Source organism: Methylophaga sp. F-2, assembly GCF_056859315.1.
Genome location: NZ_JBSXOF010000015.1, coordinates 188079 through 202253, shown reverse-complemented (window position 1 = coordinate 202253; position 14175 = coordinate 188079). Strand labels below are relative to the sequence as shown.

At 44.4% G+C, this 14175-nt stretch carries 15 protein-coding genes; 5 read left to right on the top strand and 10 right to left on the bottom strand.

Translation table 11 applies throughout. The features are described 5' to 3' along the window. Positions 1 to 77 precede the first annotated feature (77 nt). Both tpx and AC13DA_RS03340 read right to left on the bottom strand, forming a co-directional pair. Positions 78 to 572 carry a thiol peroxidase gene (gene tpx / locus AC13DA_RS03345; protein ID WP_284451337.1) on the bottom strand — a complete coding sequence of 165 codons (495 nt, stop codon included), beginning with the start codon at positions 570 to 572 and terminating at the stop codon, positions 78 to 80. Positions 573 to 631: 59 nt separating this feature from the next. Further along, on the bottom strand, positions 632 to 1081 hold the full coding sequence (locus AC13DA_RS03340; RefSeq protein WP_273179102.1) for a hypothetical protein: 450 nt from the start codon (positions 1079 to 1081) through the stop codon (positions 632 to 634). A 197-nt stretch (positions 1082 to 1278) separates the two neighbouring features. Here AC13DA_RS03340 and AC13DA_RS03335 point away from each other — a divergent pair, with 197 nt between their 5' ends. From AC13DA_RS03335 to AC13DA_RS03320, 4 genes are read left to right on the top strand one after another with little or no spacing between them, the layout of a single operon-like run. Continuing rightward, positions 1279 to 2244, top strand: a complete 966-nt coding sequence (locus tag AC13DA_RS03335) for a mitochondrial fission ELM1 family protein (protein ID WP_284451338.1) — start codon at positions 1279 to 1281, stop codon at positions 2242 to 2244. Between the two features lie 6 nt (positions 2245 to 2250). Beyond that, positions 2251 to 3372: a glycosyltransferase family 4 protein gene (locus tag AC13DA_RS03330; protein WP_284451340.1), complete on the top strand. Its 1122-nt coding sequence runs from the start codon at positions 2251 to 2253 to the stop codon at positions 3370 to 3372. Next, a complete protein-coding gene (locus AC13DA_RS03325) occupies positions 3369 to 4379 on the top strand; it encodes a glycosyltransferase (RefSeq protein ID WP_284451341.1) in 1011 nt (336 codons plus the stop codon). The genes AC13DA_RS03330 and AC13DA_RS03325 overlap by 4 nt, the downstream gene beginning before the upstream one ends. Positions 4380 to 4382: 3 nt before the next feature. Next, positions 4383 to 5285 (top strand): glycosyltransferase family 9 protein, encoded by a 903-nt coding sequence (locus AC13DA_RS03320; RefSeq protein ID WP_284451343.1) that lies wholly within the window; start codon positions 4383 to 4385, stop codon positions 5283 to 5285. On the opposite strand, the gene AC13DA_RS03315 is transcribed toward AC13DA_RS03320, so the two are convergent. The 4 genes from AC13DA_RS03315 to AC13DA_RS03300 form a co-directional block, all read right to left on the bottom strand. After that, entirely contained in the window at positions 5227 to 6492 is a 1266-nt protein-coding gene (locus AC13DA_RS03315; protein ID WP_284451345.1) for an O-antigen ligase family protein, read from the bottom strand. The genes AC13DA_RS03320 and AC13DA_RS03315 overlap by 59 nt on opposite strands. Positions 6493 to 6598: 106 nt before the next feature. Continuing rightward, complete coding sequence (locus AC13DA_RS03310; RefSeq protein WP_284451347.1) at positions 6599 to 7942, bottom strand: TolC family outer membrane protein; 1344 nt, start codon at positions 7940 to 7942, stop codon at positions 6599 to 6601. A gap of 20 nt (positions 7943 to 7962) precedes the next feature. Continuing rightward, positions 7963 to 8505 carry an OmpA family protein gene (locus tag AC13DA_RS03305; protein ID WP_284451348.1) on the bottom strand — a complete coding sequence of 181 codons (543 nt, stop codon included), beginning with the start codon at positions 8503 to 8505 and terminating at the stop codon, positions 7963 to 7965. Positions 8506 to 8640: 135 nt separating this feature from the next. Continuing rightward, entirely contained in the window at positions 8641 to 9183 is a 543-nt protein-coding gene (locus AC13DA_RS03300) for a glutathione peroxidase (protein ID WP_284451349.1), read from the bottom strand. A 172-nt stretch (positions 9184 to 9355) separates the two neighbouring features. Here AC13DA_RS03300 and AC13DA_RS03295 point away from each other — a divergent pair, with 172 nt between their 5' ends. Then, on the top strand, positions 9356 to 9715 hold the full coding sequence (locus tag AC13DA_RS03295) for a hypothetical protein (RefSeq protein ID WP_273179125.1): 360 nt from the start codon (positions 9356 to 9358) through the stop codon (positions 9713 to 9715). 22 nt (positions 9716 to 9737) lie between these two features. Here the strand turns inward: AC13DA_RS03295 and AC13DA_RS03290 are convergent, their stop codons facing one another. From AC13DA_RS03290 to AC13DA_RS03275, 4 genes are read right to left on the bottom strand one after another with little or no spacing between them, the layout of a single operon-like run. Next, on the bottom strand, positions 9738 to 10334 hold the full coding sequence (locus AC13DA_RS03290; protein WP_273179128.1) for a nucleotidyltransferase family protein: 597 nt from the start codon (positions 10332 to 10334) through the stop codon (positions 9738 to 9740). A 2-nt stretch (positions 10335 to 10336) separates the two neighbouring features. After that, positions 10337 to 11365, bottom strand: coding sequence for an XdhC family protein (locus tag AC13DA_RS03285; RefSeq protein ID WP_284451350.1), 1029 nt, complete (start codon positions 11363 to 11365; stop codon positions 10337 to 10339). Then, positions 11331 to 13631 (bottom strand): xanthine dehydrogenase family protein molybdopterin-binding subunit, encoded by a 2301-nt coding sequence (locus tag AC13DA_RS03280; protein ID WP_482945849.1) that lies wholly within the window; start codon positions 13629 to 13631, stop codon positions 11331 to 11333. The genes AC13DA_RS03285 and AC13DA_RS03280 overlap by 35 nt, the downstream gene beginning before the upstream one ends. Continuing rightward, positions 13631 to 14089: a (2Fe-2S)-binding protein gene (locus AC13DA_RS03275; protein ID WP_007144296.1), complete on the bottom strand. Its 459-nt coding sequence runs from the start codon at positions 14087 to 14089 to the stop codon at positions 13631 to 13633. Before AC13DA_RS03275 ends, AC13DA_RS03280 begins: the two co-directional genes overlap by 1 nt. Positions 14090 to 14175 lie beyond the last annotated feature (86 nt).

Here is a 14175-nt window from a genome sequence, read left to right as displayed (position 1 = left end):
CTCAGCTCACTTTTTCAAGCAAAAAAAAGCCCTGTTCAACGTAGTGTTGAACAGGGCTTTGATCGTTACCACACGTCTTAGCTAAGTGCAGATAACGCTTTTTCATAATCAGGTTCATCAGCAATTTCGCTGACTTGTTCTGTGTAAACGACTTTACCGTTTTCATCAATGACCACAACTACGCGTGAACATAGTCCGGCTAACGGTCCGTCTTTCATTAATAAGCCGTAATCCTCAGCAAATGAAGAACGGAAAGCCGAGCCAGTGACTACATTATCAATGCCTTCAGCCCCACAAAAACGAGCCATTGCAAACGGTAAGTCTTTTGAAACACAAACCACAGTGGTGTTATCCAGTGCTGCTGCTTTTGTATTAAATTGTCTGACTGACATCGCACAGGTAGGCGTATCTACCGACGGAAAAACATTTAACACAACGCGGCCAGATAAATCTGCCAGTGTTAATTCAGACAAATCATCTTTTGTCAGGCTAAATTCGGGTGCCTTACTTCCCACAGCCGGTAATTCACCGACAGTCTCAAAAGGTGTACCTTTTAATGTCACCGTAGTCATAAAATCTCCTTTAATTTTAGTTATATAAACAATATAAAACGGGTTTAAAACTATTCTTTTCAAATGGGATGTTGTTGTTTTTCGTAAGACCGTTGTCTGCTTTGTTTGAGTTCACCCAGTGTTTGATAGACTTGGCGGGCATCAGATAAATTCCGCTTAGCAACAGCGACCCGCTTATCTTCAATCATAGCGATCATGGCGATAACACCCACAATACTGATCAGCGTACCAGCAATTCCTCCTGATACCCAAGCCACATAGATTGCCAATAAAATAAGAATGAAGATCTGGATGACCATCCATTGCGACGCCAGTTTCTCTTTTTGGCAGGTCACATACTTCTCATGCCATAAACTCACTAATAAGTTCAGCTCTTCATCACTCAATACGGCCAGATTACTGTAATACTCGAGTCCGATTAATTCATCATTGTAGTTACGGGAGCTCAATTGCGCATCTTCAGCCATTTCCTTTAACGCACTAAATGTATCTTCATCACGCTCAATCATATTCACTCCTTTTGATGCCGCTGTCTCACTATGACTCAGCTCGGCTGACGCTTCCAGAGACAAGATTCCCTAATTTATTTTCTGCGAAGTATCTCTCATTTTCATAAAACTTTAATACTCCAGCCCTATAGTCCACAGCAAATCGCCTTGCTAGACAGAGGCAACTTTGCTTTTTATTTAATCTTAGGTGCTGTCACATGAGTACTAATAACGCTGAAAACATTATTATCTGGCGGCTCACTGATGGAAAACCCGGTCATCAAAGTCAGTCCTTGGGTTTGGTCAATGCTTTGAAACGTAAAATGCCCTGTGAAAGTTTTGATATTCCGGTAAGTGGTCGTCTACAACCTGTGTTTGACTTATTGAGTACGACCTGGCCTGCAGGTCAGGGACTGCCATTACCTGATCTCATCGTCGGAGCAGGTCATCGCACGCATCTTCACATGCTGGCAGCAAAAAAAGTGTATGGCGGGCAAACGATTGTCTTGATGCAGCCCAGCTTACCTGTGTCGTTTTTTGATCTTAGCTTAATACCAGAGCATGACTATTATCAAGGTGGTGGGAATGTGTTGGAAACCCGGGGGGTGCTTAACCCTATCCATGCCGCTGGTGAGCATAAAAAAAACGAAGGTCTGATAATGATTGGTGGCCCATCCAAACACTGTGACTGGAACGAAAGCCAACTTATCTCACAGGTTACTCAGCTTTGTAAACAAAACCCTCGCATTCACTATACGCTGACCACCTCTCCCCGTACACCTGCAAATTTTGCCACTCATATGCTTGGCTTCAAACTGGAGAATCTGACGATTGTGCCGTTTGAAGAAACGGATCGGAATTGGGTCGCACGGCAATTAGCCGCATGTTACAGCGCCTGGATAAGCGAAGACTCTGTCTCAATGGTATATGAGGCACTCACCGCTAAAACGGCCGTCGGTATTCTTAATATGCCTGTTAAACGCGATAATCGTGTGTCGCGAGGACTCAGCAAACTTGTCGGTGATGGCTATGCGGTTCGCTTCGATAGCCTGGGTCATTATAAAAGCCGCCTGCAACCTGTTCCGGGATTTATGGAATCAGAACGCTGTGCTGACTGGATCATGAAAAACTGGTTAGATGCAGCGGTACAACCTCAAACCCTACCTATACCGCAGCTCAGTTAATCCTTAATGACAGAACGTTTAACAGTTGTTCAGGTATTACCTGCGCTTGAATCGGGTGGCGTTGAGCGAGGCACATTGGAAGTCGGACACTATCTGGCAAGCCAAGGCCATCGCTCGCTTGTCATTTCAGCCGGTGGACGCTTAGTTGACACACTCACCAAGCAAGGGAGTGAGCATATCAACTGGAATATTGGCAGAAAATCGCTGGCCACATTCCGTCTTATTCCACGATTGCGCCGCTTTCTGGTGAAAAATCGTGTGGATATTTTGCATGTCCGCTCACGTATGCCAGCATGGGTCTGTTATTTCGCCTGGAAATCTTTACCCAAACAATCACGACCTAAATTCATCACTACTGTTCACGGCACCTATTCTGTCAACGGCTACAGCAGAATCATGACCAAGGGCGAACATGTGTTTGTGGTATCAGAAAAAATTCGCGACTATGTCACCACCCATTACGGGGTCAAAGACAATCTCACCCTCAATTACCGAGGTATAGACAGACGCGATTTTCCTTATGGTTTTGAACCTGATAGCGAATGGCTGAAACATTGGTATCGATGCTTTCCACAAACTCAGGGAAAACTAATAATTACGCTGCCCGGACGTATTACACGCTGGAAGGGCCAGGCGGATTTTATTGAGATTATCGCTGAACTCAAAAAATATTATTCAGATGTTCACGGACTTATCGTGGGTGAAACTAAAAAAGGAAAGTCCGCCTTTTTAGCTGAACTCCAGCAGCGTGCGGCAGAACTTGGTGTAATCAACGATATCAGCTTCATTGGTCACCGTAGTGATCTGAAAGAAATTATGTCTATTTCAAATTTAGTGATGTCACTATCACTGCAGCCTGAAGCCTTTGGACGAGTGACCATTGAAGCATTGAGCCTGGGTGTACCCGTTATTGCCTATGCGCATGGCGGCGTAGAAGAACAACTTTCGATGGTGTTACCGGAAGGCAGAGTGAGAATCGGTGATAAAGCCGCAGTTATCAACTTAGCGACAAAATGGTTACTTGCCCCACCTACGGTGCCGGAATCCCATCCATTCATTTTGCAATCCATGTTAGATACCACTCTATCAGTCTATAAACGCGTTTTACAGCAAAGCGCCGCATCGTGAATATCTGTCAGATCCTATTAAGCAGAGGTGAGGGTGGGCTGGAAAAACATGTTCGCGAACTTTGTATTAGCCTCAATAAAGCCGGGCACACGGTCAGCGTTATTGCTGATCCTCAGTTTTTAGATACCTTACCTGAGCAAATACAGCGTTTTCCGGTAAATGCCCGTCTAAGCCGAAATAATCCATGGCTCTGGTTAAAGGTGCTGTATTTCATCCATCGCTCCCATGCCGATATTGTGCATGCCCAGGCTAATAAAGCCACGGCGGTGTTAAATAAATGTCGCTATTTCCATTCAGCAAAAACGGTGGGAACGCTACACAACATCAAAAGCAAAGTAAAAGATTACGCCAAGCTGGATCAAGCTATCGCGGTTAGTCATACGCTACGCTCTCAGCTGAATACCCCGAATGCAGTGACTGTCTACAATGGCATTTCATCGCCAAAGGTAAAAAAGATTAATCTGTATGAAGAGTTTGGGCTGAATCCTGACTTACCCACATTATGTGCTGTTGGTCGTTTGGTTGAAGCAAAAGGTTTTGATTTATTGCTGGAGGCCATAGACGGCCTGCACTTGAACTTACTCATTATTGGTGAAGGCAAGGAAAGACATCGCCTACAAAAACAAATTCAGGAGCTATCCCCTCATACACACTGTCATCTAACGGGCTACCGACCTGATGTCAGTTCACTGATGCAGTCCTGTGATGGCGTGTTAATCAGTTCCAGACGAGAAGGTTTCTCCTATGTGTGTAGCGAAGCATTACTGTTAAATATGCCAATTTTATCAACAGATGTTCCGGTTGCTAATGAAGTGCTGGATAAAACCTTAATTGTCCCTATCGCTGATAGCAAAGCCTTTCGTCGACGCTTAGAAAGTCTTCTGGAAAACCCAGCTCATTGGCAAAGACTGATGCAGAAGGCGATTGTTTTTGCTCATCAAGCTATGACACTGGAAGCTATGACAGAAAATACGCTTGCTGTTTATCAAGCATTAACCGACGCTTAGCTTATGACGCAGGCTGGCAAATTATTGCTTATCAAACACGGTGCGTTTGGTGATCTTATCCAGGCAGATGGTATCTTCCGTGACATTCGTCAATACTTCAGACAGGCAGAAATTGTTTTATTAACCATGTCTCGGTATGAGTCCTTGATGCAACGTTCACCCTACATTGACCGCATCATCATCGACGACAGACTGCCTCTTAGTCATCTAAAGCAGCAGTGGAGACTTCGTAAGCAACTGATTCATGAGCAATTTAATCTTATTATTGATTTACAAAACTCTGATCGCAGTGCCTTATATCAGCGCTTCTTTTTACCTAAGCTGAGGTGGATAAGTCGACGTACAAAGGCCGCGCCAGAATCAGGACTAAAAGGCTTAGTACAGTTACTCACCGAATCAGACATCCCTCATCATTATGCCTTATCACCAAACGTTAGCTGGATGGTTGAAAAAACATCCGAAACATTGAGCAAATACCCGATTAACAAGCCATATATTGCACTTATTCCCGGTAGCTCGGCTCAGCACAAAGAAAAGCGTTGGCCATACTATCCCGCCTTATCAAAAGCACTTATCGAGCTCGGTTATGGGGTAGTGAATATATTAGGTCCCGATGAATTAGATATGGCAGCGAAGCTGTCCGGTTATAGCCCTAACAGCAAAGACGACTTATTCAATTGGTTTGAACTGGCAGGCATTCTGAAAGAGGCTAGTTATATCATCGGTAATGATACCGGCCCCAGTCATATCGCTTCATGCCTCGGCCGCCCCGGTCTCGCTTTATTCGGACCAACAACCTCTGTGAGCCGCTCTGAAATTGAGCGAGGTCAATTTCAGGCTCTGCAAGTCAACGATTTACATCAGTTAAGCGTTGATCGGGTTCTGAGCTATCTACCGAGGATATAGCTAACACCCAGGCAACCCCTAACCATACCAGTGCCGCCACCCAGTTACTCAGAACGCTGATGCCTCCAGTGAGCGGCCAAAAACTCACCGTTAATACCGAAAAACTCAAAGCGGCCTTTATCCACTGACGCTCAGCCAATAAGGAGCCTAAGACATGTTTGTATAGCAAATACAGCATAAACAAAAATAAACCTAAGCCGATGACACCGGTCTCTGCACCTAACTGCAAATACAAATTATGCGGATGCGTACACATCAAGCCGCTGTCTATGAGTAACTGCTGTTGTTCACATACCGTTTGATAGGTATGTAAACCACTACCCAGCCACCAGTTGTCCCGCCACACCTGCCAGGCTGCCTTAAACACGCTGCCATAATCTGATTCAGCAAATGTTGAGAGCTTTGAACCGATGCTCACGATACTTCTCTCAAACATCTCAGGTGATAAAAATAAGGTGATCATCAATGTGATACCAAGCATAGCCAGCATAAGCAGTAAGCTTTGTTTGTATTGTTTATATTCCAGTAACATGGCGATAAAAACGATGACACAGGCTGAGCTGAACAAGATGAGTGCCATTCTCTCCCCCGTTAGGAAGGTAAAAACAAAACCACTTCCCATCGCCACCATCAGAAACGTTAATTGCCGTAAAACAGACGATTTAAAAAGTGGGATAAAAAAGGCAGCAAATAAGGCGATAAACCACAGTCTCAGTAACATCGTGCCTGGAATAGGACTACGGAATGGACCTGTTAAACGAGTGTCAGAAAAGCGCTCTATACCAAACCAGTCAACATCAAAAAAATATTGCCATAATGTGTCGGCAATAATAAGCAGCATAGTCAGCAATAAACTAATAAGAAAGCGCTGTCTTTTTTTAGCATCATTGAAAACCCAGTATGACAAAGCTACTGCAAATAAAGGCCATCTTATAAAAGTAAGCACATACTTCAAGCTTTCAGATGAATCACTACTCAAAGGCAGATTGACGACAAGAAGGTAAGCATTAAACAGCAAGATTGCTAAAAACCAGGGCTGTTTTACCCAATCCCAATCACATTTTTTAAAACTGAAGATAAGAAAGGCAATCGCTACGAGTACCACAGTTACATCAGCTATTGCCCGCGAAAACAGCAATAACGCAGGTAACAGATAAAGAAACAGGTGTGCAGCAGGAGGAAACCCCAAGGGTCGGTTGATGAGCATGCCTATATTCGCGAAAAACGCTCATCATATTCAACTTATATGACAATTTAATGGCGGTAAGCCAAGCTGCTAATGTCTTGCTTGGCTAAGCCAGCTGGTATCTAACTTATTGTGGTGACTCAGTCGTTTCAGGTTGAGCTACAACAATGGCCGCCTCTGGTGCTTCCACAGACAAACTTTCCATCAGCCTACCCATCGTCTCTGATAACCAGTAACAGGCATAAATATGATCATAATAAGCATTGGTGTAATCGTTTCTGGCCGTCAATAATTCGTTTTCTGTATCCAGTAAATCTAATAATGTTCTTCTGCCTACATTAAACTGTTCGAAATACGCATCCCGCGTTTTTTCTGCAGCAATCTTACGTTGTTCGAGGATAGGTAAACGTCTTGAAAGTGTTTCTACATTAATCCAGGCCAGACGTACATCACGGTCAACATTGCGTTTGATAATCTCCGCATTTTGTTTTGCTTGTTCACTTAGATACTTCGTCTCTTCGATACGCGCTTTGTCGGCACCACCATTGAGCAGGTTGTAATCCATTCGAATCATGGCCTGAGCTTCTTTCTCATGACCACGTGTGCCATCCAGATTATTGTCTGCTCGCGTACTCAGCTCCGCATTCACTTGAGGATGAAACGGCGCTTTAGCCCCTTCTTCCTGAGCTAGTGAGGCCTCATGTTGCGCCATTGCCGCCCACAATGAAGGATGTTGTCTGTAAGCAATTTGTAATGCATCCTCGACAGCAGCGGGCGCAGTATCACAACATGACTTACCGGGATCAGTTAAGGATTCAGGTGCATGACCCACCAAACGCTGATAGCGTGTTTTTGCGTCCTGCAAATTGCCTTCTGTGGAACGTAAATTCGCTTGAGCCAGGGCAGCTCGACCAGTAGTCTGGTCAAGATCAGAACGATTACCCACTCCGGCTTCTGTTCTGAGTTTAATTTTGTCGAAGATTTTTTCGTGCTGCTCCAGACTTTCTTGTGTTTCTTCCAATAACTGTTGGCGTTTAAGTACATCGAGATAACTCTGCACGGTGTTAAGACCGATCGTTTCTGCCATATCTGTGACATCATAACCAGCAGCATCCGCTTGAGCCTGACTTTGCTCTACAGCACTTTTAGTGGCAAATCCATCATAAAGCATCTGCGTTGCTTTAATTTCAGCTTCACCACGATTCAGCGATTCATGATCGGGGCGCGTTGCCGGGTTTTTCGTGCGCTCGTAACCGATGCCCAGCGTTAAATCCACCCGAGGATAATAACCTGCTTTAGCTTGATCAACCGTCTTATCAACACTGTAACGACGATTGGCTTCTGCCAAGACTTCAGGGTTTTGTTTTAGTGTTGCATCCACCGCTTCCTGTATGGTTTCCGCCGCAATATTTGTGCTCGCTATCGCTGCAAGACAGGCAGCAAAAATAGTAGAAAATCGTGATAAGACCATTTTTCTAATTACTCCAGAAATTAACGAACATCAATTTCGACCCGGCGGTTACTCACTTCATCAGTCTCATCAGGTGTAGGCACTTTCAAAACTGTTTCGCCTTTACCTACTGTAGAAATACGAGATTCGTCCACACCAGCGTTGATCAAATCCTGTGCGACTTTTTCAGCACGGCGTTTTGATAATTTATCGTTATATTGTGAAGAAGCGAGTGTATCAGTATAGCCAACGACTTCAATATGACGATTTCTTCTTTCTAAAACCGCTTTATAGATCTTAACGGATTCGCGTAATGAGTCGGGTGTGAAAGTGGTTTTGTCGAGCTCAAAATAGAGCGTTGCGTGATATGGTTCAGGGGTACGAATAACTTTAGGTGTTGTAGTAACCACCATCTCTTCATGACAAAAGGGAGAACCACTATCTGAAATGGTTAGAGGTGCTTGTAATGACTCACGTAAATCTGAGCGGGGAGTATCAGGACCAATAGCATCATGAATCGTGCTACAAGCAGACAGTGCTAAACCCAATAAACTGGTAATAACCAGCCGAAAACCAATAGACATCCTTAACTCCAGCCATCCCTAACGTCATAACAATATTTGCTAATCATAACAACAAAGTATGATTATCACTAATGTAATGATGTCGTTACTGATTTATTTAATAAATACAGGCTACCCAGCAAATGTATGGACTGTTTAATCTTTTTTAACAAGTGACTCGATAGCTTCTACTAGACTGGCATCATCCGGCTCTACAGCACTTGGAAAGTGTTCTAACACATGGCCATCGGCATCGATAATGTATTTGTTAAAATTCCAGTCCGGTGCCTGACTTTGTTTGTTTATCTCCATGAAAATCGGGTTGGCACGCGGACCAGTGACATAGCTAGGTGCCACCATGGTGAAACTTACACCAAAGTTTTCTTTACAGATTCTGGCTGCCTCTTCTTCTGTCTTAGCTTCTTGATCAAAATCGTTACTGGCAAAACCAATAACAAACAGTCCTTTATCCTTATATTGCTCATGTAACTTTTCCAAACCACCAAATTGGCGAGTAAACCCACAATGACTGGCGGTATTTACCACCAATAAGACCTTGTCTTTAGCGATCTCACATAGATTTACGGTGTCATTTGAGTGCAGTTTCGGTAAATCGTAATCAAAATAAGCCGGACAATCTTTAGCATGAACCATAGATGAAAATGCCATTAATAATCCCAGCCACACATATTTTTTCATAATCTCTCTCCTGTTCATTCCAGCCTATTTTCTATATTCGTTATCAAAAAAATGTGATGACCATAATATAACTAGTCTTTTGATAAATTTGGAAATTTAAGACGTTGTTATCAATTAATGAAGCTGTTAAATTTATGTTAGGTATTTCACAATTTTACACAAGGGACGTGTTTTGGAAGCCAGATCATTATCAGAGTGTGGAGTCATCTCAGACTGGGGCATAGTTGAAGTCGAGGAAACCAAAGACAGGCATATTTTTGGTTTCTCCAGCCACTATAATTTCTATGTGATCACTCAAAAAATTATCGACTATCATTATGATGTGAAAACACGGCAAGGATCAGCCCTCACCGAATCAGGTATTCTCTACGCCTTAACCGGCAAACCCGTTTCCTACAGTCCCAACAAGCAGTTACAACTTCAGGAATTCATGGAAAAAAATAACTGTAAGTTAAAGCCTGTGAAAATTGAGCGATTTAATCTCTTTTACTTGAACGCCTTCTTTCAAAAGTTATTATCTATCAATCATTAAGTCTCTGAGACTATCATGCAGCTCACTGCAGTAGTGAAATATCGGCTTGAGTATCAATATCAATGAATATCGACGGCGTATCAATATTCACTGCCTGTACCAGTGTTTCATGAGCTTGGACTATTGTTTTAGCACCTACATCGCCAGTAAGTTGTATCAAATCATCTCGATATTGGTTGGAGAATGCGACTGGGTGCCCTCGTTTGCCATGATAAAAGGGAGCTGATATAGCCGCTCCCTGTTTTAACTCACTAACTAATAATTCCAGTATGTCGGATGTTATCATCGGCATATCTGCCAAACCAATTAACCATCCCTTTGCTTGCTGAGTGGCTTGAATCCCGGCGGCGAGTGAATGCCCCATTCCTAAACCGGACTTATCAGCTTTGATAAAGTTAACCCGGCCTGCCACGGATCGACATACTCCTAATAGCTCTTGGTTATTTATTGGCGTGACGAGGTGAATTTGCTCAAACACCTCTAACCATGGCGCTAAAGCATGCAATATCAGCGGCTGTCTCACACCTTTATATCCAACTTCCGTCAGCAGCTTATCTGCACCAAAGCGCGATGCTTTACCGGCAGCGAGAATAACCGCAGCAATCTCTGCCGTTTCCACCGTTAAACTATCACCTTATCAACGGATGACGTAAGTTGTGGTGTATGTATTCTGTCGCGACGAACGGCAATCAACTCAGCAGAAATCGCTACTGCGATCTCGGCAGGGGTTTTACTGCCTATCTGTAAACCAACCGGACCATGTAAGCGGTCTATTTCTTGTTGGGTGAGATCAAATAATTTCAGTCTTTCCCTGCGTTTATCATTATTGGTTTTGGCTCCTAAAGCACCAACATAAAACGCTGCTGATTTTAGGGCTTCCAACAATGCCATATCGTCTAACTTAGGATCATGTGTTAATGCCACCACCGCGGTATTCAGATCAGGCTGAAGGGACACTACCGCATCATCAGGCATCATGGTGAGTAAAGTGCTCTGTTCATGTTGCCAGGTTTCCTGCATTTCTGGTCTTGGATCGCAGACAAACACCTGGTAATCCAATGCCGTAGCCATATTTGCCAGATAGAATGACGTTTCCGCTGCACCAATAATTAATAGACGTAACCGTGGCCCGTATACAAAAGAGAGTGAGCCTTCCTGCTCGCTGACAACAGGTTCATGACTGATGGCGTGAGCGCATGTGACCTGTAACGAGTCTAACGTGACCTGTCTCTTTATTAACTTCTGAGACTCAATCGCCGTCACCACCGCTTCCAGCCAAGTCCTATCAAGTACAGGCTCAATCAATAATCTGAGCTGACCACCGCAAGGAAGTTTATACCGCAGCTGCTCTTCCTGATTAGCACCATAGATCTTAATCTCGGCAGATGAAGTTGAGAGCTGATGCTGTTTAACTAAAGACACCAGATCATCCTCTATGCAACCACCAGACACTGATCCAAGTAACAAACCATCGCTGCGTAGAGCACACATCGACCCCGGTTGGCGGGGGCTGGAACCATAGGTTCCCACCACCGTAATTAGCCAAACCTTATGCCCCTCTTGCTGCCAGCTCAATAGCTGTCTGAGCACATTCAGATCATGCCCGGTCATACGGCTATGACTCGAGCTGATAACGTATCGGTAACTCACGGATACGTTTACCGGTGGCATTAAAAATCGCATTACATATTGCCGGTGCGACCGGAGGCATGCCCGGCTCACCAACCCCACCTAATGGCTGATTAAAATCTTTTGCCGGTACTAGGTGAACATGGATTTCTTTCGGTGCAGCGTCCATGCGGGTCACCTGATAGCCATCAAAATTGTCCTGAACGGTGACACCATCTTTGAAGGTGATTTCACTTGTCATGGCTAAACTTGCGCCCATAACGCATGCCCCTTCAATCTGAGAGCGGATACGTTCAGGATTCACCTGTGGGCCACAATCAACAGCCACATCGATTCTCGGTATGCTGACCTCACCATCGTCATTAACAACGACCTCCACTACCGTCGCGACATACGTCACGAAACTATAGTGAACGGCTAAACCCTGTCCCGAACCTTTCGGCAAGGTTTTACCCCAATCCGCTTTTTCGGTGACCATATTAATGACGCCTTTCATACGCGCTGTATTGAGAGGGTATACCTCCGGTGACTCACCGTAATTCCAATCATCTTTTAATGACGCCGGATCAATTTCACGATCAGGACCGATCAATGACAGTAAAAAGTCTTTATGATCTTTTTTCTGCTGATGCGCCATCTCAGCGATAAATGACTGAATCGCAAAAGCATGCGGAATATTAGAGACGGAACGGTACCAACCAATACGAGTATGTGCAGCTGCTTCAGGATTTTCAATTTGAATATTCTTCACATCAAATGGAATATTCACAACACCCATGCTTAATTCCATCGGCATTTCATTTTTAGCATCTTTCGCAAAAGTAGAAGCGATAGTTGGTGCAACTGTGCGATGTAACCAGGCCGTTGCATTCCCACTTTCATCAAAACCAGCTTCTAAATGTTCGGCAGAAACGGTGTGGAAATAAGAGTGTTGAATATCATCTTCACGCGTCCATACCGTTTTAACAGCTTGCCCTCCTAAGGCTTTAGAAATTAAAGCGGCTTCGACAAGGTAATCAGGTTTTGATTTGCGGCCAAAACCACCACCAAGCAGAGTCACATTCACCTTAACTTGCTCAGGTTTTACTTCTAACCATTTTGCGACCGTATCGACACCCGCTTGTGGGTTTTGTGTAGCAGTCCAAATCTCACACACATTATCCACAATTCGTGCCGTTGCAGCTGGCGGCTCCATCGGGGCCTGAGCCAGGTGAGGAATATAATAATCCGCAGAGATGGTAGAACTCGCATTCGCTAATTCATTATAGGTTTCACCTTTACTACGAATGACTTTGCCACCTTTCTGTTTGGAAGAAGCCTGTAATGTTTCGCGGAACTTGGCTGAATCATATTCACGGTTAGGACCGGCATTCCACTCAACAGATAATTTTTTTCTGCCTTGAATGGCTGCCCAGGTATTTGAGGCAACTACCACAACCCCACCGAGCGGATTAAATACTGCAGGAGGCGGGCTGCTGGGTAAGGTTAAAACTTTGATCACACCCGGTACTTTCAATGTTTCAGTATCGTCATATGATTTCAGTGTATCGCCATAAGCAGGTGGATGAGCAATGACTGCATAGACCATGTCATCGAGGCGAACATCCATGCCATATGTGGTTTGTCCGGTGGCAATATCGAAACCATCGACTAGCTTATTATCTTTCTTGCCGATGTAATTAAATTCGTCTGCAGACTTATAAATCAGGTTTTGATTTTCAGGCACAGCCATTTCAGCTGCTTTTTGCGCCAACTCGCCAAAACCAAGCGTCTTACCTGTTTTAGCATGAGCAACCTGATGGTTTTTCGCTTTGACTTCTGAAACAGGAACGGCCCACATTGCCGCAGCGGCGGCCTCCAGCATCATTCTGGCTGCAGCACCGACATTACGCATTGGCATAAAGAAATGGCGCATACTACGTGAACCATCTGTGTTTTGGTTGCCGTAGCGCTTTTCATTACCATCGGCTTGAATCACTTTGACTCGCTGCCAATCAGCTTCCATTTCATCAGCAACGACCATCGGCAAGCTTGTTCTAACACCTTGGCCCATTTCAGAACGGTGAGCGACAATCGTCACGGTGCCATCTTCAGCGATGGAAACAAAGACCAAAGGATCATCAACCCAACCATTTGGCATGCCATCACGGCCATACTTTTGCTTTTCATCAGCGGCTAACAACTGAGCCGGCATACCCACCGCCAGAACAAGACCACTTAATGCGAAACCTTTAAGAATACTACGACGGCTAATGTTGGCTATTTGTGGAGCATTATTATCAGTCATTATTTACCCCCCTGCTGCGCTGCTTGTTTGATGGCTGCCCGAATACGTGTGTAGGTACCACAACGACAAATATTTCCACTCATCGCATTATCAATATCTTCATCTGTTGGGTTAGGATTATCGCGAAGCAGTGCTGTAGCAGCAACGATCTGTCCTGACTGACAATAACCGCACTGCGGTACATTGATTGACTGCCAAGCTTCTTGAACAGCCTGGCCGACTTTGTCCTCAGAGACCGCTTCTATGGTTGTGATTTTCTTGTTTTCAGCAGCACTGATCGGCGTAACACAAGAACGAATTGGCTGACCATCCAGCATCACAGTACAGGCACCACATAGCGCCTTACCACAGCCAAACTTTGTCCCCGTCATACCTAGGACATCTCTAAGTGTCCACAGAATGGGGGTATCTGTGGGGACATCAACCTGACGGCTTTCGCCATTAATTGTGAGTTTCATTTGAATAATCCTAATTCTGATACGAGTATGGTTAGTTAATTTCTTCTAACACAGCCACACATAGTTAGCTGGCTAATTATTATTTA

Coding starts and splice junctions, on each gene's coding strand:
- tpx (WP_284451337.1), bottom strand. CDS start 572: ATGACTACGGTGACATTAAAAGGTACACCTTTTGAGACTGTCGGTGAA.
- AC13DA_RS03340 (WP_273179102.1), bottom strand. CDS start 1,081: ATGATTGAGCGTGATGAAGATACATTTAGTGCGTTAAAGGAAATGGCT.
- AC13DA_RS03335 (WP_284451338.1), top strand. CDS start 1,279: ATGAGTACTAATAACGCTGAAAACATTATTATCTGGCGGCTCACTGAT.
- AC13DA_RS03330 (WP_284451340.1), top strand. CDS start 2,251: ATGACAGAACGTTTAACAGTTGTTCAGGTATTACCTGCGCTTGAATCG.
- AC13DA_RS03320 (WP_284451343.1), top strand. CDS start 4,383: ATGACGCAGGCTGGCAAATTATTGCTTATCAAACACGGTGCGTTTGGT.
- AC13DA_RS03315 (WP_284451345.1), bottom strand. CDS start 6,492: ATGCTCATCAACCGACCCTTGGGGTTTCCTCCTGCTGCACACCTGTTT.
- AC13DA_RS03310 (WP_284451347.1), bottom strand. CDS start 7,942: ATGGTCTTATCACGATTTTCTACTATTTTTGCTGCCTGTCTTGCAGCG.
- AC13DA_RS03305 (WP_284451348.1), bottom strand. CDS start 8,505: ATGTCTATTGGTTTTCGGCTGGTTATTACCAGTTTATTGGGTTTAGCA.
- AC13DA_RS03300 (WP_284451349.1), bottom strand. CDS start 9,183: ATGAAAAAATATGTGTGGCTGGGATTATTAATGGCATTTTCATCTATG.
- AC13DA_RS03280 (WP_482945849.1), bottom strand. CDS start 13,631: ATGACTGATAATAATGCTCCACAAATAGCCAACATTAGCCGTCGTAGT.
- AC13DA_RS03275 (WP_007144296.1), bottom strand. CDS start 14,089: ATGAAACTCACAATTAATGGCGAAAGCCGTCAGGTTGATGTCCCCACA.